Below are 21923 nucleotides of genomic sequence, written 5' to 3' on the forward strand. Positions count from 1 at the left end.
GTTAAAATAAAAAACCAGATACAGCGGAGACTTCCACTGTATCTGGTTTTATTTAATAAATAAACCTGCTATTTCTTCTTTGTCATTATAAGTTATAATATATGTCCGTTGTTCCTTACTATATTTCGCTACAAGAATCACAGTGTATAAACCATCTTTTTCTTCAATCGATTTTTTTTCAATTTTTTCGAACGTACCGGCTTTCTCTATTACAGGTGTAAGATCTTTCATTTTTTCTTCTGGTAATCCAGCTTTCATTTTACTATCAAATTTTTCATGCACTTCTTTATACTTCGCTTCATTTAATAATAATACAATCTCTTCCGCCTTTGGAATAAACTTTTTTGACGTACTTTCATCTACTTTATTACCGGTACATGCTGCGAGTGCGAACGCCGCAATGGCACTTATAATAATAAGTAACATTCTTCTCATTTTCATACACCCTTTCTTTTTAAAATGAAACTATAACTAAAAACGAGTAAAGCACAAATTGCTATTGAAACTTCTGACATAATGATCCCGCTTTTCCCTTGTACATATAGCGATATAATGACAGCTAATGCATTTGCAGTCCCATGGATGAGAATTGCATATACAACATAACGAAATTTCTTTTGAACGACAGCTTGCAATACAATGAAGGAAAGCCCAATATGCAATACCATCGCAAACATGCGCTCAATACCTCCGAAATAATAACTGTTACCATTTTGAATGACTGTTTGTGACAATAATAGGGATATTACCGGGATGCCAACTATTAACACTGCCTCAATACCACCATGCCCTGCTCCAAATAAAAAACCAGACTGCCAATCTCGTTGCTTCATAACATAACGCATTGCAATAAAACGAGCTATCTCTTCAAAAATACCAGCTGATAAACTAAGCAAAAGTACAAATAGGACAGGCTGCATAACAGAAAACATTTGAAAATCTGTGCTAGTTCCATTTACATAATTCAGTATTGGTATGCGAATCAATATTTGTGATACAACAAAAGCCAATACACCTAACATATATGGAATAGAGCGTTTCTTCCAAACAGCATATAAAAGTGCTACAAGCGGTAAACCAAAGCTAATCATTGTTGTAAAAATAAGACCATTCATCTCGCTTCACCTCTTACTTAAAGTGTATATAAACGAGTGAAGGAAGTATGTAGTTCTTTCCTATTCGGTTTCATTTTCATCATAGATGGTCATTTCATCTCTTTTAATATGAATGTTTGTGTGAAATAAGGACTTACATAAGTTGTTTCTAACGTCGCGTTATTTGTTTTATTCATAATCCGTTTTAATGAGAATAGCCCGTATCCTCTCGCTCCTTCTTTACTTGAATGGTTTTTCTCATAAATTTTTTGCAAATCAATCGCTTCACTCTTTGAACTATTACGTACGATAAAATATTGTCGTGAATCCAATTCAAAAAATGCGATTTGCAATATCTTTTCCTCACTATGTACTGCCTCTTCAATTGCATTGTCTACTAAAACTGAAATGATGCGAATAAATGAAATGATCTTCATCGAAACACTTTCAATGCTCTCCGGTATATCAAGCATTACTTTTATTTGATGCTGCTGGGCAGTGCCAACTTTCGCCCTTAATACACTTCTCACTTCAGGAATATGTATACGAGATAATTTCGCAATATCAAGTTCATGATCATTTATTGTTTTTAACGTAGGAGCTATAACGTCATAGTACACTTGCTCAATTTCTTTCACATTTTTCGTACGTATTCCCTCTTCTAACGATAGTAATACATTCATATAATCGTGACGGAAACTAGCAAGCTCGTCATGCATATCCTCCAATTTCTCCACATAATCTAATAACTCTTTATCTAAGCGTTTTTCATGCTCTTCTTGTAACTTTGCTTTCGATAAATGTGAACTTATAAGTACTATAATGACTAATAATAAAAATACAATAATCGCTGAAATATAACTTAATTCACTGTATTGTTGATTTAATCGTGCTAAAAACGCAGTAGATGGCTGAGTTAAAATTAGTTCAATAATAAATCCGGCAATTAATAATATATAAGTTACATAGTATAGCCGACTACCTACTATATATTGAGCAATTTTTCGGATTCTTTTCCGAGCTACAAAAATACCGATAAAAGTAAGGGTTGATACGATAAGATGAATCATGCTACCTGTCCATAAATATAAATTAAATGGCGTTAACATAAAGATTTTCATCCCTAAATCAAGTAGCAACATTTTCACTAACGTTATAATTACCATACTCACTAGTGCAAAATATACATTATGCTTAAATTTCAATTCATTTTGCATTAATCCTAAACTTATTAAAAATAACACAATCGTACTATTCAATTCTGGATATCTCGTTACTGTTACGACAATAGCCAGTAAAATAATGAATACTGCACTTAAAGCTATTAACATTCTAACTGACAATCTGTTGTACCGGATTAATTGAATGTATAAAAACGTATGGCTTATACTAGTAAGCAGTATTGCAAATAAATCATAAATATACATTACATCTCACCCTTTAATATGTTACGTACTTTACTGAATAAACGACGTGATACTGGAATACGTTTCCCGCTTTTTAAAACTATCATTTTTTGCTTCGCATCGTAAGAAGACATTTGGTTCGTATTCACGATATATGATTGATGACAACGAAATAAATGTTCATCTACTAATTCAATTTCTTTTAAAGTCCCATAAAAATAAACGATTCGATCTAACGTCACTAATGCTAAACGGTGCGGTTCATCAGTCATAACATATTCAACTTCATGAAACGGAACCCGTACAGTCGCATTACTATTTTCAACGATAAAGTCATCGGACGGAATAATTTGCTTATTACGCGCTTCATACTGTAGTAAACATTGTTCAAAAACGTTACGCCTCTCCTCGTATGGCAACCCTTTATCAATAAAAGTTAAAGCTGATACCATATATTGATATGAAATAGGTGCAAATTCAGAATGCGTCGTTACAAACACAATAATTCCTTGTGTATCATACTTTCGTATCTCTTGTGCCACTTGTAACCCTTTACGCTCTTCTCTTTTTATCTCTATATCTAAAAAATAGATTGGGATATACTTCGCCTTAGGAATGTTTGTAATAATGTTTTCACTTTTACTAGTTACCTCTATAAAATCAAAAGGCAACATATACTCCTCACAAATCTCTTCAACTAGCCGCTTCATTTGCTGTGCTTGTATGACATCATCTTCTAAAATAAAAATACTCATGTAATCACTCGCTTTATTGAAATCTTTCCATCTATAGATTTATCTATAACTATATAATTCAAATCGTTATACCAATCTCCTTCCCAAGAATTAAAATAATTAATTTGCTATTACATAGAGAAACCTCAACTATTCAAGCACAAAGTTGAGGTTTTCTTCAAATCATTCTATAACTAAATCCGCCCGATCCTTCGGCAATTCCGTTTCTAAGTAATAATCCTCTGCTTTCCAATACCTATTTTCAAACTTTGAAAGGTTTTTCTGCGTTTCTTCACTCTCACGTAGAAACCGTGTCTCTCTTGGACAATCTAAATACACCATATAATGAAAGAAATCTCTCCATTCTTTTCTCTGTAGAAAAACACCTTCTATTACAATTACGCCTACTATCGGGATCTGTACTTTTTTCATCTCGCTTGAGTCTGTCTCATTATTATAGAACGGTAATTTCAGTTTTGTGTCATTTTGTAACTTCTGAAAAAACTTCTGCCGAAGCCATTCAATATCCCATTGTAAATAATAATACTCATACCATTCTTCATAGCCAGTATGATACCGTTTATTACGTTCTACTATATGATCATCAATATGAAAAATATGGAACGGAATACTTTCTTGTTTCATATTTTCTTTTAAGTTTGTTACAAATGTTGTTTTACCCGATCGACTTAGTCCATCAATACCTAGAATGAACCTATTTTCTTTATGCTTCTTCATAACATTTATAAGCTCATTTGTACGCATTACTTCTTCCACTCTTCTTTTAATAACGAGTATAAAATTGTATCATGAGCAACTCCATTTTGAATTATATGTTTTCGAAGTAATCCTTCTTCTTGAAACCCTGCTTTACTTAATAATTTTTGAGAAGCTTTATTTTCTACATATACAACAGCTGCAATTCTTATAAGTTGTAACGTTTCAAACCCGTAAGTTAAAATCGCCTGTAACGCTTCCGTTGCATACCCTTGTCCCCAATATGTATCGTCCAATTCATAACCAATTTCAGCTCGCTTATGATGCTTGTTTATTAAATGAAATCCGCACGTTCCGATTAATTGGCCTGTACCCTTTTTCTCAATTCCCCAGCGAAATACAGTTCCTTCTTCATAACGATTTTTAAACGTTTGAATAGTCGTTTTCGCTTGCTCAATATTTTCGAAAGAATCCATTCCAAAATAACGTATAACAGATTCTTTTGAAAAATAACGGAACATCGTTTCTGCATCTAACAGTGTTAGTTCTCTTAATTGTAAACGTTCTGTTTCTAGTTTCGGAAACCCCATCTCTTTTTCTCCTTCTATTCTAATGAACTGCAAATTTCAATATAATTCCCATCTGGATCGGCAATGTATGCAATTGTTTGTCCCCACGGTTTCACAATTGGTTCAACTAAGATTTTAATTCCTTGCTCTCTAAATTGTTCGATTGTTTCTTGTACATGATTAACAACGAATCCCAATTCAAAATGAGAAGATTGTAACTCGCCTTCTGTAAGTGGTAGACCTGTTAATTCTTTCACATCTTGCCTTGTGTTCATCGCTAAAATTGTAGAACCAGTATTAAATTCAATATATGTACCATGCTCCGCTTTTATAGGTAACTGTAAAATATCTTTATAAAATCTTAAACATTCTTCAAAATTTTCTACATATAAAATGATGTACTTCATTTTTAAATTCATTTTACATCCTCCTTTATATCCATCCCTAAAATTTCGACAAATGTCTCATAAAAACCTTGTTCCTTATAGCAACGAGCACAAAAAAATGAGGCCGATTTCTCGGCCCCCCAGCTTATTGGCATAAAACAGGAGATTTGGTTTGGACATAACCAGTTCGTATCTTTATTATATTTTATTTTTTCTGAATTTTGAATACTTTAAATACCCATTTATATTGAGAAAGTTTTTTTGCTTGCATAAAATCATATCAAGTAAGAAATGCTACAAATGGAGGTGTATACATATGGAACCAATGCTATGTCCAAGCTGTAAAACGAACCGTACTCGCTTTAATATTCTTGAGCAACAAGTAAAACCAGTCAAGTTAAATCCACAAACTGGTCAAGTAGAAGAGGAATACACAAATGAAAATATGAATGCTTTTCATATGGCCTATCAAGGACCTACTTACCGCGTCCAATGTGCTGTATGCGGGCTTGTTGAAAATCCAGAACAATTTATTAAACCTGCACAAAATCAGTCTTTCTAATAAAAAAGTTGCTTGTGTTTCAAGCAACTTTTTTATTCTCATTCTACATTTACTTTAGACTCTCTGTAATATTACTTTTCCTTTCAATATAAATAAGCGGATTAGTACAAGTAAATCTATTAACATATGTATAATTATAGATGGATAAATTGATCCAGTTGCAACATATACTCTTCCTAACATAAAACCTAAAATCGTCGTCCCTACTATACCTTTCCACCCTTGATAAAAATGCGCTAAACCAAAAATGATTGACGAGATAACTAGTACCCCTATTATCGATAGCGCTGGGAAAAGCTGTGATAAGTAATTCATCATGAAAGAACGAAATAATAGCTCTTCTGTTACACCTGCTGTAATGCAAATAAAAATCCATAGTATTGTTTCTCGGTAATTATTAGGGAGCATTTCTGAAACATCACTCATTTGTTTCTCTGTATACTTTTGAAAAATTTCACTTTTCTTTAACATAATCAACGGCACTATAAACCCAATGCATACACCTATCCACAATGATATATTCATATTTTTAAAATACTTACTTACCATATGATTAGCAGATGGTAGTTTAAGTCCATACTCCTCAAATGGGATATTGATTGAGTATGATGTTATTAACATAATGATGGCTAACGCCCACAGTAAACTCATTGTTCTTATATAAAAGGAAACTCTTGCATTTTTATTTGTTTGTATATCTTCTTTCAACTTATTGTACAGCCACTTGCCAAGAACCCCTTCACCTAAGGTCAAATATATAAATAACATAGTCAAAATAATCATGTTAATCCCCCTTTCTATATTTTTAAAGGATTTCTTTTTTCAATTTTTTTATCTTCCAAAATAACCTTACAAATATATACACATACATACAACCTAAAAATCCAATTACACCTTTTATCAAAAGTGGAATCCTAACTTCCGAAGAACTTAGGAAACTAGGAGTCATGCATAGCATTGCAAATGAAAAAACAAATACAAGAAATGTAAATAAGTCTTTAAACTTTGCAATTTTCGTCTCTTTTTCCGAATATATATCTGGCAACTCGTTATCATCACCTACTTCTTTGCAAAAGTAGTGCCATTTGGTGAAACTAGTTACATGTTTCCAACCACACATTTCATATAATTCAATATATTCTTTTTGTTTTTCCTTTGAATCTCTATAATCCATTCTAAAATCGGCTTTATAGATTATATCTTTCGGCTCAGTTTTCTTAAACGTATACATCATATTATAATTTTGTAGCGCCCATCCTTTTTGATGCATTTTCCGTAAAAAAGCTTCTTCTTTTTCTAAACTCCATGCCGCGAAAAATTTCAATACCTTCTTTGTCTTCATCTTCTATTCACTCCCCTAATATACTATTTCCATTCCTTACAGATCTCTGCAACCTGTTGTACTCTAGTTCCAACACTTCTCTCCCAAAGGACGTCAACTCATAACACTTCTTTCTATCTGTAGAGGCAACTTCAACTATTAACTTCTCTTTTAGTAACTTCGTCGTATTCCCGTATAAAGTACCAGGACCGAGTTTTACTTCTCCATTTGTCATCTCTTCTACCATTTGCATAATTCCATATCCATGCATTGGTTTCACTAGTGATAACAATATGTAATATGTCGCCTCTGTTAACGGAATATATTTTTTCGCTTTCGCATTCATTATAACTACCTCCGATACATCGTTATCTGATATATCGACTAACGATACATCGTATATCGATATTGTATAATCATATTCCAAAATATGCAAGGTAATTTAATAACTTAATATCTATTTCTTTAAATTAAAAAATCATATCAATTTTCTGAATAATTTGTTAAAATATAGAAATATCCGTTTATATTTTGAAAGGAATGATACATATGATAAATAAATTGAAAGAAAATATAGGATCAGTTTTTGTCGGTAAAGAAAATGTTATTGATTTATTACTTGTTTCTTTGCTTGCTGACGGACATGTACTGCTTGAGGATGTGCCTGGTACGGGGAAAACGTTACTTGCGAAAACACTTTCTAAAAGTATTGGTGGTAATTTTTCTCGTGTCCAATTTACACCTGATGTACTTCCGAGTGATGTAACAGGTATTGAATATTTCAATCCGAAAACGAGTGAATTCGAATTAAGACTTGGACCAGTTATGACCAATATTTTGCTTGCGGATGAAATTAACCGCGCTATGCCTAGAACACAGTCTAGTTTATTAGAATCGATGGAAGAACGACAAGTAACGCTTGAAAAACAATCTACTCCTCTTCCGAAACCGTTCTTTGTTATTGCGACGCAAAATCCAATTGAATCACAAGGAACGTTTCCTCTACCAGATGCACAGCTTGATCGTTTTTTAATGACAATTTCAATTGGTTATCCATCTCCAGAAGATGAACTACAAATGATGCGACGTTTTCGTAACGATGTACCACTAGAAAGTATCACATCTGTTATTTCTTTAGATGATATTTTAGAAGCACAGAAACGAGTAAAAGAAATTTTCGTATCAGAACCGTTAGAACATTACATTATTAAACTTGCTCACGCTACAAGAACTCATGATTACATCGCTAATGGTGTAAGCCCGCGTGCCACATTAGCTTTAGTACGCGCAGTTCAAGCACTAGCCTTTTTACGCGACAGAGAATATTGCACGCCAGAAGATATACAATTTTTAGTTCCTTCTGTTTGGAATCATCGTATCGTCTTATCAATGGAAGGGGCATTACGCACGACAAAAAATGAAATTATACAAAGGATTTTAAAAGAAGTTGACGTACCAGTGGAGATTGAACAAACATGAATGGACAGCGTGTTGTAACTGTACCTTTATTTTTCCAACTTCATATTATTCAATTAAGTGTGCCAGGTGCTATACTATTCACATTTTTTATGCCACAACGAATCATTATGTTTTTCTTTTTCTTCTACTATTTATTTGCGATTTTTATTTATAAATATGTAGCTTACATAGAGAAGAAATTTGAAGTTATAAATGAGAAACAAACTACTCGGCTTTTTCCTAATGAATCTGGGCAGTTTTTTATTCATTTAAAAAATGGAGCAAATATACCGCTCGTTAACGGTGTTTGTTATTTTCATTTAAATCCGTCACTACTACCACAAAAAGATCAAGGAATTGAACAAATATCAAAAACACTATTCTCTTTCCCGTTTTCACAACCTGCTCATTCGGCGCAAAAGTGGAATTTAATATTAACCGCAACGAAACGTGGTGTGTTTCAAATTGAACAGTTCGAATGTGTCTTGAAAGATCCTTTTCATCTTTTAACTGTACATTTGCCCATTTTTGATAAATTGAGGACTGAAATTATTGTGTACCCTTCTCCTAAAGAAGTAGCAGGCTTACAAGAACTACAGCAACTTTTAACCGGATCTTATCGAACGAATTTTTCTTTTTACAATGATGAAACATCTATTATCGGTGTTAAACGATATGAACGTGAGTCTTTCCGTTCTATTCATTGGAAAGCATCTGCTAAAATGCAAGAATTACAGGCGAAGCAATATGAACCTGTAAAAAATTATAGTTGGACGATTTGTCTTTCATTAGCTGCTGATCGCGGGTTTGGTTGGAAAGATAATATAGAAGACCTTATTTCATTTGCAACATACATTTGTCAATATGCAACGAAGCATCAAATACCGTTTGAACTATTTATTAGTGTATTAGCTGAAGGTGGTCCTCTGCACTTACCATTAAACGAAGGGCAAACACATTATGGAATATCTTTAGAGGAATTAGCGCGTATTTCAGATGATAGTACTTTACTTCCGAAACAAGGATTTCTTCATTATGTAACGAGAAAAAGAGAACGATCGTCTACAATGATATACATTGGTTTACAGAGAAATGAACTCCCTCTTCTCTCTCAGCCTACGTTTCTCATTAATAACGAAGGGATGGTGGAAAAGCTTGAAAACTTGGCTTTATCACGTTAATGACTTTATTCTGCTGCTCCTCCTTTCGTTATTAACGGAAAGAGATGAACTCATCGGCATTGTTATATTTTTAGCAACAGGCTATATTGGAGTATTTCTTATCCATAAACTAATGAAGAAAAAAACAACAGGTTTTGTCATACTGTTAATGACTCAAATAATTGGTTGTTCTATCTTTCTCCCTTTCTCTCTGTTTGGCACAATTATGTTACCGCTTTTCTTCTTTATCGTACATGTAGTTGGACCCGGATATCCAGTTCAAAAGTCATTAGGTGGTATTGTATGGTTTAGTATTTCAGCCATATTTTATGCGCCCTTTCCACCTTTGTGGAAACTATTACTTTTAGTTTTACACATTATGATTACATTTTGGTTAACCGGGATAAACCGTAATCAACAGTTATTACGTTTCGCTTCTCTTTTTACGATTGGAATAATTAGTGCTTTCCTTATTCCTATTTTCCCATACATTCGGCTTCTTTTTTCTTATGTCGTACAAGTAGTTGCTTTAGGATTTGGATACGCCATTAATCCGTTATTTTCGGCAGCTGAATCAAAAGAAACTGACGATTTTTGGTCGAATAAAGGGAATTTAAAAGATCCTCAAATTAAAGATGAATTTGGACAACGTGCTTTTGATCCAACACTTATAAATAGCATTACAATAATAGTCTGTACAACCATTGCTATTTACGTCGTTTGGAAAATAATAAAAAAACGAAAACAATTCAGTTTACCAAATATGCCTGCCTTCGAATCTACTATCATTACTGATAAAGAAGGTATGAGCCAAAAACGTTTGAAACAAAACAAGCCGCCACATAACGAAATTCGAAAAGAAATTTTCAAACTTGAAAGTAAGTTAACTCCTCCTTTAAATAGAAAACGAGGAGAAACTGTTGAAGCATGGTTAGGACGAATAAATAGTGAAGAAGATGTAAATATTGAGAGTCATATTGTTATAGATGCTTATAATACAGTGCGTTATTCAAATGAGGAAAACACCGTACTGTTACATGAATTTAAGGAAGAGATTCAAAAACTCTATGCATATCAGAAGCGTTTGAAGAAAAGAAAGAAATAACACAACAAAAAGACTCCTATTTTTTCATAGGAGTCTTTTTATACTTCTACGTTACTTGTTAAATTGAAGCATTCTTCCCTGCTTCAATTTCTAACGACTCTTCATGCCACCAAAGTGTTTCTTCAGGGTCTTCTTTAGCGATTTGGTGTGCTTCTTTTTTCGTTTCTACTGTAGGATATGAGCCTTTTAGCGCACGTCCTGAAGTTGTAACGAATAATACACTAAATGCGACTAATCCAATAATACTTACACCTGCTAAATAAAATGCTGGTGCAAGCGGGTTACCAGTAGCATGAACTAAGTATGAACATACGAGCGGTGTTGTTCCACCGAATATTGATACAGAAATATTAAATGAGATCGAAAGTGCTCGATAACGTACATCAGTGAAAAATAGTGATGGTAATAATGAAGGTAGCGTTCCTTCATATACACTTAGGAAGAATCCTAAAATGAAAATACCTGCAAATATAGCAGCAATATGTCCGTTACCTATTAATATAAATGCTGGAATTGCAAATACAGTTAAACCAAGTAAACCAATTTGCACGACGCGTTTATTACCAATTTTATCACTTAATTTACCGAAATATAATGCCAGTGGAATCATAAGTGCCATCGTAATTGAAATAATTAATAAGCCAGTTGTTTCTTTGACTTTAAGTACTTGAGTTAGATAAGAAGGAATATACGAAAGAATCATATAATTCGTAATATTAAAGAAGGCGACAATTACTGTGCTTAATAAGAAGTCTTTTTTGTGATATTTTAATATATCCATAAATGAAAATTGTTCGTTGTCTTCAGATTCCTCTTGTGCTTTTTCCATCTCTTCAAAGATGGGAGATTCATCTAAATGACGGCGTAAATATAAACCGACCAAACCAATTGGTGCAGCTATTAAGAAAGGAATACGCCAGCCCCAGCTGAGCATTTGCTCATCTGTTAACAATAACGTCAAAATGGTAACAATTACCGATGCAGCAATGTAACCTGAGAGTGTTCCAATTTCAAGACCACTACCGAGTATACCACGCTTTTTATCTGGAGAAGATTCTGCGATATAAACCATTGCTCCTGAATATTCGCCGCCTGTAGAGAAGCCTTGAATCATTCGCGCAACTAAAAGTAGTATTGGTGCCCATACACCAATTTGTTCATAGGTTGGTAGTAATGCGATGAATAATGTAGAAAGTGCCATTAAAATAATAGTAGTACTTAACACGATTTTTCGGCCGTACTTATCTCCTATTCTACCAAAGAATACACCTCCGATTGGTCGAACGAGAAAGGCTGCTGCAAATGTACCGAATGTAAGTACAAGTTGCAATCCACTATTATCAACACCTGAGAAGAATAATTGACTTAAGATAACCGCTAAATACGCGTATAATCCGAAGTCAAACCACTCCATTGCATTCCCTATACCAGTAGCAATTACTGCTTTCCTGGCTTGTTTAGAATTGACAATATTAACGTCTTGAGGTTCAAAATTTAAATCATTATTTTGTTGCATATAATAAATCAGCTCCTTTTTTAATTTAACTTCTTTAAGCACACCTTCTCTTATTGAATAAAATTAATTCGAAGCACTTAAGGAAAATCAACGTCTCCTTGTCTGTTATTATTATTTCACATAATTAATTATTTGTCCAATTAAATGCTCTTTTTGTATAAATTTACACCCTATTTAACTTTTTATAAAATGAAGTTTAGGCTATATAATATATACCTTTACACTACAAATGAACCTTTCATTTATTTATATTTATAACGTTTCTATAATTGCTTCCTATAACCTAGAAACCAGTAACTTTTACTAAAGATTTGCATATATTTAAAAAGTGAACTCATTAGCTCGAATTCTGTTTTATTACATTCAACTATAATATTATTATAGTTTTAAAGGAGGCTATTTTATGTTGGAAATAATACTTTCACTTACTACTGTTTCTTTCCTCTTAATTATTTCTGGATTTTTCATTACCTTAAAACAATATAAAGAAATTAAAAATATAAAGACTATATTAACTACAAAAAAAGAAAATGAGAAAACTCCATCCGAAAACTCCATCCCTCTGCAATTAGACCTTAGCGTTCTCAATAATTTACTCGCTTCTGGAATAAATAAAGGTTCTAATACAAGTAAAGAAAATTGTGAGTCTGATAAAACTAAATGATTGTTATGCTTATAACAAGAAGAAAATATATCTCCTCTTTTATCTAATCTTATTAACAACTACCTCTGATTAAAAAGGAGACTGCTTATGTGTAAAAATTCAATTTCTATTATTATCCCCATACAACATAAAATAAAAAATTTACCTAAAATTTTGAAAGCATGTGAACAACTACAACCTTTTGAAATTATCCTTACTATTATCAGTAGTGTCGATGATTCTATTAATATTGCGCGATCTTACAATTGTGAAATTATTACACTAAAAGAGCCGATAGAATCTACTAATTGTTATGTAATTGGTGCAAAAAAAGCAAAGGGAGAGTACCTCTTATTTTTAGATGAAAATTACATTATTCACTCCTCCTCACTTATACAATTTCTTCAACCATTACTAAAAAAATCGGCTGACGTCATATTAAATAATTTAGATAATTTTTTCTATCAAAAACAACAGCCAAATATAGCAATGATTTGGCAGCAAGTTACGAATCATTTTTTTCATCGCCCAGATTTAAATGTTAACTCCTTATTATTTCCTCCCTATGCAATGACAAAAGAAGTACTTGAGGTAATTACTTCAGATAGTTTATCAAATCCAATATTGGCACAAATGAAAATTATTGAACATAAATTTCGGATTTGCGATCAATTAAACATTTCTATCCCTCAAGTTCCCTTTTTTCCTTCAACTCAACTCATTCATTATCATCTTGCAGCCATTGCAAATTGGATCAATCTAGTGCGAGATCAAAGAGGAAACTATACCGATAATAATCGAAAGCGGGATATTATTTTAGGGCTTCACAACGGGGAACAAAAATCCACTCCAAAAATAATTACAGGTAAAGAGTTTTATTCGAATACTTATGGAGATAAACAATTATCAGTTATCATCCCTGTTCAAAATGAAGAAAAAACGATAGAATCTGTCATTTTTGAGGTGCAGAAATTAAAACCTTTTGAAATTATCGTTATTGTTAATGGATCAACAGATAAAACAGAGGAATTGGCGAAGGATTGCGATGCAACAGTTATTAGTTACGAAGAAGCACTTGGAAATGATACGGGACGTGCTGTTGGTGCCTATTTTGCCAAAGGTGACATATTACTATTTATAGATGGAGATTTCTTAATTTCAAGTTGTGATTTATTACCATTTGTACAATCTATTCAAAATGGTACGGACTTAGCTTTAAATAAACTAGATTACTACTATATGTATCGTCTCCCCTATTCTATCGTCACCGCATGTAAATATGCTATTAACTTAGCATGTAATCGAAAAGATTTAGGTATGGGATCCACAATTGCTGTCCCTCATGCTTTTAGTCGAAAATGCATTCATACAATTGGGTTTGATTCACTTCTTTCACCAACCTTAAGTCAAGTTAAAACAATTTTAGCAGGCTTTCATGTGCAAAATGTCCATTCTGTCGACGTCGATAAAATGAATCGTGTTCGACCTGAAAAACACTTCTCTGAGCAAGGTTGCCTTTCATTAGCAACACAACAAATCATTGGTGATCATATAGAAGCAATTTCTTACCTGATCGAACAAAAAATGAGGTAAAGAGTGCTTTTAATTATACATCCTGCCTACTAAATAATATATTATCTCATTTTTAATATATGACAGAATAAAAAAGATGGTTTGTAACCATCTTTTTTATTTTTACATCAGCTCAAAAGAAAAGTAGAAGGCAGGCTTTTCATTTCTTATTTTCTTAAGAAGTTTGAAAAGAGAGGCTTGTTAATGAAGATTCAACACTTAAATCATCTTTTAGTGCAATTGAGAAACATGCAACTAATGGTAAAGTAATAACAATTGATCCACTAGGACTAATTACAATTGTAGGACTTGTCCCACATGTGCCCCCACAATCCACTTCTGCATCAATTCCACTACCAGGGGTAATTGTAATTTTAAGACACACATCTAAACAAACATTATTCGTAGTACATGCCATAACTCTCCCTCCTTTCTTTTAACAATATATGCAGTTTATCGAATTTAGACACGACTCTCCTACTAATTTTTATAAATTAGCTGCTATTTTCTTATCAGTTTTATATATATTTAATTTATTATTAAACTAGATAAATTAATTAATAAATTCAGATCATCTTTTACTGAAATAGAAATACATGCGGTAAATGATATTACATTAAAATCAGATGAAAATTCATAATTACACCTTAGAGATATTTCTGCCCCAACATTTGGATAAACCTTAATTTCTAAATACATATTAAAACACCTTTTATTGATGTAAGAAAAGGTATTCCCTCCTTACTTGCATCTGATATTAAGTTATATAGAACTTATCGTTACTTCTTTATTTATTTTTTACTTGATATACTTAAAATAAGTTAAAATAAAAAAGTAAAAACCTCTTCATGTATTTTAAGAAGTTTTTACTTTTCACTTACACCTGAACCAAAATGGTAACTTCTTTAAATTTTGTTTTCATTCCAATACTCAACTTATACTCTATCCGTTGCTATTCTACGCTTATTAGTAAAGTAGCTTCCAAATTAAAATAAATCTTTAAAATCCCTATTCTTTATTAAATAAGAAAGCCCTTCTACATGATCTCCAGTAATTCTCAATACAGCCGGTGGATGTCCTACTGTTGCAAAGTGCTCATTTGGACGAATACGATTTGGTTTCATTACATCTACAAAATGGACACATTCAACTTTATATCCTTCTAATATTGCCTTTACTTGCGCAACACACGCTGTATGAAGAGTATCCCAGCCAATTCCCTCTAAACATTTTCGACTAATAGCGTGGGGAACAGCAATTGTGGATCCCACACCTAAATCTTTACGATTACAAGCAATATTCAACATATATTTATATAAATTTACAATATATAGAGGAAATCTAAGATTTAAATTTAAATCATTTAAAACCATATCAACACCATCCGCAACAGCCTGCGTTAACGGATGAAGGTCTTTTGCTGGAATGGCAAAATCAGCATCAATAAAGAGAAGTATATCCCCTGTGGCTTTTTGTGCACCAATTGCCCGTCCTACATCATGTCCTAATGCTTCTTGATAAACAATTACTGTTGCTCCTAATTGTTTTGCGATTACTTCTGTCTGATCTGTTGATCCATTAATGACAACAATTATTTCTTTCGGTTCAACTTTTCTTGCCTCAAGAATAACTTCTTTAATTGTCGCTTCTTCATTTTGTGCCGGTATAATAATTGATAACTGTTTTCCATTATAAATTGATGAATTCATACCCCACCCTTTATGGAAACGCGAATAATTCTTTTGTTTTTTTAGCTGCTCTATAATTTCTCTTTTTCTTCCTCCATCTGTATAGTTACCTCTATCATCTTTTCGTTGTAACCAACTTTCCAAAGCTTTTACATTCTCTTTAATCTCACATACTTCTAATTTAGTTAATTCATTTTTATAGAAAGAGGTTTTGTTTGCGGGTATATTATTCAAGGAGGTGTTAGTGATGGCTGACGAGGATTGTAGTCGCCACCCTTTCTCAATAAGAGTTACTTGGGACAGAATAGGGTTCTGCAAGATATCATATCCAATGTCTTCAATTGCTTTTTTAGTAATAGCATATGGCATAGATAACATCGAATCATATTTTAAATCCATACGCCCCAATACATCGTTTACTATTTTTCTATACACCATAGCAATGCTTGGCCATTCTACTCTCATCTTTTCAAAACATACAGAGTCTATGTTATTCAAGATTACATCCTGTTCCTTTTTTAGTAGTGGTTCTATAAATCGTTCTAATTCTACCGAAAAAATAACATCTTCTCCATTTAAAAATAAAATTACATCTCCATTAGCGATTTTCGCCCCATAAACTGGTGCTTTCCATTTATTTTTCTCTTCAATAACAACAACGTTACTCTCAACAAATGTAGGTATGGATTGTATCGCACTCATTCTATCATCAGCTACAATGATAATTTCTAATGGTTTTATATGGTGCACTTTGTTTAAAATTTGATTCAATTTCGATTTTTCTTCTCCTAAAACTATAACGACTGACAGTGCCACTTCTTTTTGTTCTTTTTTTACAGTCTGATTAGGCTTTACTTTTTTTATATATTCAATTGTTTCACTCTTACCTACCGCTGCATGCCCTGCTTTTTTATCGAAATATAAGTCTATTACAATTTGATTTACTTCTGTATCTTTATCCAGTTGTTCTAATTCAGAAATGAATGGTATTAAATGATTTTGCACATCAAATTCACACGCGAAATTTTGCAAAAAATAAATATTCGGTACATATTTAATGTGATTAAAAAATTTCACAACATTAATTCTTTCGCCAAATTTCTCCTCAACTTCTTCTCTTGATAAACCTGGATAAGACAAATCGAAAACTAGATTTATTGGTACAGGTATCCATTTTAATAAATTTGTTTGAGGATTATTAATTAAAACTGTGGAGCCCTTAACGAATCCAGCTAAAATTAAAGACATAAACCCTCCCCCGGAACTGCCATAAAACAACACATTTTTCGAATCAATTTTTAACTTTGTAAATAATATTTCTAAAATATTTGCTATATCTTGTAAGTAAAATCTATCTAACTCCCCTTGTCCCCAACCTAAAGATAATTTTCCAAGATATAATGTAGGATCATTATAATATATAACAGTATCTTCAAACTCTTCCATCCAAGAATGTCTATGAAAAATAGGTGGACCGATTGGCTGTTCTTGAAATCCACCTGCTCCGGATCCAAAAACAATAGTGTTAGAAGCACCCGGCTTAATACGAATTAAAAATTCATACGTTACTTTACCCCAATCAACCTTGAGTATAAATGGTTCTGTAGTTTGAAAATCCATTTGCCATAATTCTTCATATGAAATGTTAATTTTTTTGTACTGGTCTAACAGTTTAATCACCCTTTCCATCTATTTCAAGGTGTTCTATTAAGTAAGAGAGAGCTTCAACGTGATCACCAATTATTCTTAATACCGCTGGAGGATGTCCATTATGACTTACATTCTCCATTAAACGAATTCTATTCGGTTTTACAACATCAACGTAATGTACACATTCTACTCTATACCCTTGTAATATAGCTTTTACTTGTGCAAGACTAGGGCATAGTAAACTTTCCCAGCCTATTGCATCTAAACATGATCTACTCATAGCATGTGGAATTGCTACTAATGAGCCATTACTTAATTCTGGACGATTATATGCTAAATTAAGCATATATTTTACGACGTCTACAACATAAAACGGAGGATGTAACATTGGATTCAAATCATTTAATGCTATGTCTACACCAGCTGAAACTGCTTTTGTAAAGTGATGCAAATTACTTCCTGAAACACTAAAATCACCATCAATAAATAAAAGAATATCTCCTGTAGCTTCAAGCGCTCCAATAGCACGTCCAACATTATGACCAAGTCGTTCGTTATATTCAATAATAGTAGCACCAAGTCTTTTAGCAATATTGGCCGTTTGATCTGTCGAACCATTTACAACGACAATTATTTCTAGCGGTTCTATTTTTCTTGCCTCAAGTATTACTTGTTCTATAGTCTCTTCTTCATTTTGCACTGGTATAATGACAGATAGTTGTTTCCCGTCATAAATTGAAGAATGCATTCCCCAACCTCGATGATACGAAGGATACTGCTTGCTTTCACCTAATCTTTGAATAATATCTCTTCTTTTTCCTGCATCAGTAAACCCTACTCTTCTTCCTTTTTTCTCTATCCATTTAGAAATACCGATTAAATATTTTTCCACTTTCTCTTTTTCATTTTCTGATAATTCTTTTTTTAATAAATACCCTTCTTCTTCTAACATTTCATCTTCAGATAACGTTTTTATTGCATATTGATCGTTAATCCGCCAACCTTGATTCACTATGTTCATATGAGCTAGAACAATGTCTTTCATATAATCAAATCCGATATTTACCACTACTTCTTTCGTAAGTGCATATGGTAATGAAAATATTGAATTGCTTTTTAAATCTGGTCGACATAAAATTTCATTTAACATTTTTCTCCAAACAATATCCATATTTGGACATTTACCAACTTCTATAAATTTATCTATTTTGTTTAATACTACATCAGCCTGATTTGTAATGACTGGCTCAATAAAATTCTTCATTTCATTTGAAGATAATAAAAAATTACTATCTACAAATAACAATACATCTCCTTTAGCTGCCTTTACAGAAGCTTCATACCCATCATAATACGTACTATATTTATCCATCAAAACAATATGGCATTTATGTTTCTTTGCTATTTCATACAAATTACTTCTATCGTTAGGAACGAAAATTATAATTTCAAGAGGATTTAGCTTCCATATAGATTGAATTGACTCTTCTAATATTTGTGCTCTTTCACTATACAAAATAATAACCGTTAACGATTTCATTACACGCCCCCTTTACACATCATGTGACATAAAATATTAAGTATTACCATTTCCTATGAATTTGCTACTTTATTAACATATTCAAAAGTGAATTATACTGTGTAAAAACAACCGTCTATTTTTGAAAATATAAGTTCTGCACTTACCTCCTTCCTCTTATCATTGTTTGTTACAACTCTCACCATTTAAAAACAAAAAAAGTCCTAATTTCTTTAGGACTCTATTAAACAAATTTATCAATATTATTAATTTTATATACTACCTTTTTCCATGTTATACCGCGATCTGTTGTAGTAAATATTTCTTTTTTATTACACGCCCAACCTTTACGCCGATTAAAAAAATGTAAACAAAATACATTTTTTAACAATGGATTACTTGATACTTTTATCCATTTTGATCCTTTTTTTATTATTTGATATACACTTCCATTTTCACTATTTATAACCCAGCCATAATAGGAACTAAAAAAAGAAACAGCCACTTTAATAGTATTTATTGTTTTATTTGAAATATGCCACGAATTCCCCTTATCAAATGAGTAATTCATTAAAAATTTATCATCATTCATTTTAGTTGGTATTACTAATAGGTTATTTTTATAGATTGCTTTATAAGCCATAGCAGTCCCAGTATTAATCCCTTCAAGACTTGGAATATCTTTTATAGCTTGCCAACTTTCCCCACCATTTATTGTTTTAAATACCGTTGATGTTTCATAATGTTTTTGTAATGAAATAAATCCGACTAAATCGTTTATAAATGTTATCCCTGAAATACTATCACTAATACTTATATTTTTTATTACTTTCCAAGCTTTCCCTTTCGTTTTCAAATAGTATAAATTATGTTCAAATTTATTTGATGCAAGCTTTCTAGATAATACAATCCATATACTATCCATATTCGTAGCATGCAATTGCACTTGAACATCAGTCGATTTCTCCCAATCTTCTTCAACCGGTAAAATAAACTCACTCCATCTTTCCCCTCTATTAACTGTATAAAATATAGCTGGCAATAGATCGTCATTCGTTTTTGTTAAACCATATGCCCAAGAGCTTCGAGCGTTTATTGGATATGCAAATAATACAATTGAATTTAGAGGATTAACAACATCCCATTCTACTCCTCCGTTTCGAGTATATAAGATGGCTTGCTTTTTATTTGCATATTGAATACCAGCCCAACCATATTTATCCGTTCTCATTTGTAAAGAAGTAAATTGAATATCATTATTTTCCAATATACCACCTCATTCTTATTATTTATATATTCGTATGCTATTATTTTCAAAACGTTCTATCACTCGTTGTTAGTACCACTCGTTTTATCTACTATCTTTATATTTACTTTCTCTTTTCTTCAACAGTAAAATATCATTCAATCATGTATCAAATATAATGAAATCCCTTCTATTTTTTTCGTTATCATTTACCAACAACTGTATTTTACAAAATTCAACTATAAAAAATGCACCCCAATTGTAAAACTATTTTTAACAATTAGAGTGCACTTTATATAAAATTTAGCTTTTAACTTTTAAGCACTTACTACAGCAGCAACTTTATCCATACAAGAAATAAATTGAGTAATAAATGCATCAATTTCTTCTTTTTTAATTATATATGGAGGAAGTAAACGGATGATATTCCCTTGTGTAACATCAACTAACATCCCTTTCTCCATTAGCTCTACCTGTAATTTCTTTACATTTTCATTCGTATCATTCAAACTAATTCCAAACATCATACCAGCATGGCGTACTTCCTGAATATAATAAGAATTTTCTTTCTGAATTTCTTGCAATTTATCATTTAGATAGTGTGACGTTTCATACGCTTCTTGCATTAAACCATCGTCAATCAATGTGTTTAATACCGTTAACCCTAAAGCGGTTCCCATTGAAGAATGAGCAAACGTTGTGCCGTGATCTCCTGGTGCAAATACATCACATAACTTTTCACCTACAATAATTCCGCCAAGCGGTATCCCGCCTCCTGCTCCCTTACCAATTTGAATAATATCCGGAGTAATATTGAAATTTTGATAAGCAAATAGTTTACCAGTTCTCCCCATACCACTTTGAACTTCATCAACGATAAGAATAACATTATATTTATCACATAAGTTTTGAACACCATGTAAATATTCACTTGATAAAGGGTATATCCCCCCGCTTCCTAATACAGGCTCTAGCATAATCGCAATTGGATTTTCTTTAACGATTGTTTCTTCTAATTGCTCTATATTCTCACGCTCTACTTCATATACCGGAATCGATGTTTTAGGAAAATTTTGATATACACTTTCTTGTCTCGTAAAATGAAGTGCTCCTAACGTACGCCCATGGAAACTATTCTTCAGCACTACGATTCCTTCACGTTCCTCTCCCGTATTAGCTCTATATTTATCAATTAATTTTAATGTCGTTTCTGTCGCTTCCGTACCAGAGTTTGTAAAAAAGACCTTTCCGTTTTTTAAAGAGCAGTCAACTAATTTCTTTGCATACTCAATCGCAACTGGATTTAAAAAATGAAATGGAAGATGCAACGATTTCGTAACTTGTTCCATTGTCATTTGCACGATTTTCGGGTGATTGTATCCTAATACATTCACTCCGACACCAGAAAATAAATCTACATATTCTTTACCATCCACATCATATAGTTTGCAACCTTCTCCTCTTTCTATCGCAACCTTCGTACGACAATACGTAGACATCATATATTCTTTATCTAATTGAAACCAATCCGACATTTTAAATTCCTCCTAGTTATTTTCCCTGTTTATTTATGTTCA

The 21923-nt window shown here is 32.4% G+C and carries 22 protein-coding genes; 6 read left to right on the top strand and 16 right to left on the bottom strand.

The genetic code is table 11. The annotated features are described in order from the left end of the window. Window positions 1-48: 48 nt before the first annotated feature. The 7 genes from GFJ36_RS15610 to GFJ36_RS15640 all read right to left on the bottom strand — a co-directional run bounded on the left by GFJ36_RS15610 (window position 49) and on the right by GFJ36_RS15640 (window position 4939). Complete coding sequence (locus GFJ36_RS15610; RefSeq protein WP_087984635.1) at window positions 49-435, bottom strand: DUF3887 domain-containing protein; 387 nt, start codon at window positions 433-435, stop codon at window positions 49-51. A gap of 2 nt (window positions 436-437) precedes the next feature. Continuing rightward, complete coding sequence (locus GFJ36_RS15615; RefSeq protein WP_087984634.1) at window positions 438-1115, bottom strand: YhfC family glutamic-type intramembrane protease; 678 nt, start codon at window positions 1113-1115, stop codon at window positions 438-440. Window positions 1116-1204: 89 nt separating this feature from the next. Then, window positions 1205-2521 carry a GHKL domain-containing protein gene (locus GFJ36_RS15620; RefSeq protein ID WP_097890232.1) on the bottom strand — a complete coding sequence of 439 codons (1317 nt, stop codon included), beginning with the start codon at window positions 2519-2521 and terminating at the stop codon, window positions 1205-1207. Then, window positions 2521-3255: a LytR/AlgR family response regulator transcription factor gene (locus GFJ36_RS15625; RefSeq protein ID WP_157349675.1), complete on the bottom strand. Its 735-nt coding sequence runs from the start codon at window positions 3253-3255 to the stop codon at window positions 2521-2523. The genes GFJ36_RS15620 and GFJ36_RS15625 overlap by 1 nt, the downstream gene beginning before the upstream one ends. A gap of 162 nt (window positions 3256-3417) precedes the next feature. Next, on the bottom strand, window positions 3418-3999 hold the full coding sequence (locus GFJ36_RS15630) for a kinase (protein ID WP_087984631.1): 582 nt from the start codon (window positions 3997-3999) through the stop codon (window positions 3418-3420). After that, window positions 3999-4541 (bottom strand): GNAT family N-acetyltransferase, encoded by a 543-nt coding sequence (locus GFJ36_RS15635; protein WP_097890233.1) that lies wholly within the window; start codon window positions 4539-4541, stop codon window positions 3999-4001. Before GFJ36_RS15635 ends, GFJ36_RS15630 begins: the two co-directional genes overlap by 1 nt. A 14-nt stretch (window positions 4542-4555) precedes the next feature. After that, entirely contained in the window at window positions 4556-4939 is a 384-nt protein-coding gene (locus tag GFJ36_RS15640) for a VOC family protein (RefSeq protein WP_048547664.1), read from the bottom strand. Between the two features lie 283 nt (window positions 4940-5222). Between GFJ36_RS15640 and GFJ36_RS15645 the strand changes: the two genes are divergently transcribed. Next, window positions 5223-5468, top strand: coding sequence for a hypothetical protein (locus tag GFJ36_RS15645; RefSeq protein ID WP_000433606.1), 246 nt, complete (start codon window positions 5223-5225; stop codon window positions 5466-5468). Window positions 5469-5522: 54 nt separating this feature from the next. On the opposite strand, the gene GFJ36_RS15650 is transcribed toward GFJ36_RS15645, so the two are convergent. Genes GFJ36_RS15650 through GFJ36_RS15660 form a run of 3 tightly spaced genes read right to left on the bottom strand, consistent with a single transcriptional unit; the run spans window position 5523 to window position 7135 of the window. Continuing rightward, window positions 5523-6251 carry a CPBP family intramembrane glutamic endopeptidase gene (locus GFJ36_RS15650; protein WP_088122445.1) on the bottom strand — a complete coding sequence of 243 codons (729 nt, stop codon included), beginning with the start codon at window positions 6249-6251 and terminating at the stop codon, window positions 5523-5525. 22 nt (window positions 6252-6273) lie between these two features. After that, window positions 6274-6810, bottom strand: a complete 537-nt coding sequence (locus tag GFJ36_RS15655) for a DUF2812 domain-containing protein (RefSeq protein ID WP_088122446.1) — start codon at window positions 6808-6810, stop codon at window positions 6274-6276. Window positions 6811-6817: 7 nt separating this feature from the next. Beyond that, the gene (locus tag GFJ36_RS15660) at window positions 6818-7135 is read right to left on the bottom strand and encodes a PadR family transcriptional regulator (protein WP_097890234.1); all 318 of its coding nucleotides are present in this window, start codon (window positions 7133-7135) and stop codon (window positions 6818-6820) included. A gap of 203 nt (window positions 7136-7338) precedes the next feature. Between GFJ36_RS15660 and GFJ36_RS15665 the strand changes: the two genes are divergently transcribed. The 3 genes from GFJ36_RS15665 to GFJ36_RS15675 are packed head-to-tail and all read left to right on the top strand — an operon-like array spanning window position 7339 to window position 10512. Further along, the gene (locus tag GFJ36_RS15665) at window positions 7339-8268 is read left to right on the top strand and encodes an AAA family ATPase (RefSeq protein ID WP_097890235.1); all 930 of its coding nucleotides are present in this window, start codon (window positions 7339-7341) and stop codon (window positions 8266-8268) included. Next, window positions 8265-9428: a DUF58 domain-containing protein gene (locus GFJ36_RS15670; protein ID WP_097890236.1), complete on the top strand. Its 1164-nt coding sequence runs from the start codon at window positions 8265-8267 to the stop codon at window positions 9426-9428. Before GFJ36_RS15665 ends, GFJ36_RS15670 begins: the two co-directional genes overlap by 4 nt. Further along, a complete protein-coding gene (locus GFJ36_RS15675; RefSeq protein ID WP_097890237.1) occupies window positions 9403-10512 on the top strand; it encodes a DUF4018 domain-containing protein in 1110 nt (369 codons plus the stop codon). Before GFJ36_RS15670 ends, GFJ36_RS15675 begins: the two co-directional genes overlap by 26 nt. 58 nt (window positions 10513-10570) lie before the next feature. On the opposite strand, the gene GFJ36_RS15680 is transcribed toward GFJ36_RS15675, so the two are convergent. Beyond that, a complete protein-coding gene (locus GFJ36_RS15680) occupies window positions 10571-12028 on the bottom strand; it encodes an MFS transporter (protein ID WP_097890348.1) in 1458 nt (485 codons plus the stop codon). 403 nt (window positions 12029-12431) lie between these two features. On the opposite strand from GFJ36_RS15680, the gene GFJ36_RS15685 reads away from it, so the two are divergent. Beyond that, complete coding sequence (locus GFJ36_RS15685) at window positions 12432-12692, top strand: hypothetical protein (protein WP_000889750.1); 261 nt, start codon at window positions 12432-12434, stop codon at window positions 12690-12692. Between the two features lie 87 nt (window positions 12693-12779). Then, complete coding sequence (locus GFJ36_RS15690) at window positions 12780-14264, top strand: glycosyltransferase (protein ID WP_097890238.1); 1485 nt, start codon at window positions 12780-12782, stop codon at window positions 14262-14264. A gap of 154 nt (window positions 14265-14418) precedes the next feature. On the opposite strand, the gene GFJ36_RS15695 is transcribed toward GFJ36_RS15690, so the two are convergent. The 5 genes from GFJ36_RS15695 to GFJ36_RS15715 all read right to left on the bottom strand — a co-directional run bounded on the left by GFJ36_RS15695 (window position 14419) and on the right by GFJ36_RS15715 (window position 21881). Beyond that, the gene (locus tag GFJ36_RS15695) at window positions 14419-14661 is read right to left on the bottom strand and encodes a hypothetical protein (protein ID WP_000752473.1); all 243 of its coding nucleotides are present in this window, start codon (window positions 14659-14661) and stop codon (window positions 14419-14421) included. 568 nt (window positions 14662-15229) lie between these two features. Beyond that, a complete protein-coding gene (locus tag GFJ36_RS15700) occupies window positions 15230-17551 on the bottom strand; it encodes a bifunctional glycosyltransferase/dipeptidyl aminopeptidase/acylaminoacyl peptidase (protein ID WP_141542745.1) in 2322 nt (773 codons plus the stop codon). 52 nt (window positions 17552-17603) lie between these two features. Continuing rightward, entirely contained in the window at window positions 17604-19121 is a 1518-nt protein-coding gene (locus tag GFJ36_RS15705) for a glycosyltransferase family 2 protein (protein WP_097890240.1), read from the bottom strand. Window positions 19122-19344: 223 nt separating this feature from the next. Next, entirely contained in the window at window positions 19345-20367 is a 1023-nt protein-coding gene (locus GFJ36_RS15710; protein WP_097890241.1) for a hypothetical protein, read from the bottom strand. 296 nt (window positions 20368-20663) lie between these two features. Then, window positions 20664-21881: an aspartate aminotransferase family protein gene (locus GFJ36_RS15715; RefSeq protein ID WP_088063827.1), complete on the bottom strand. Its 1218-nt coding sequence runs from the start codon at window positions 21879-21881 to the stop codon at window positions 20664-20666. Window positions 21882-21923 lie beyond the last annotated feature (42 nt).

This window comes from Bacillus sp. EE-W1, assembly GCF_009760835.1.
Lineage (GTDB): Bacteria > Bacillota > Bacilli > Bacillales > Bacillaceae_G > Bacillus_A > Bacillus_A wiedmannii.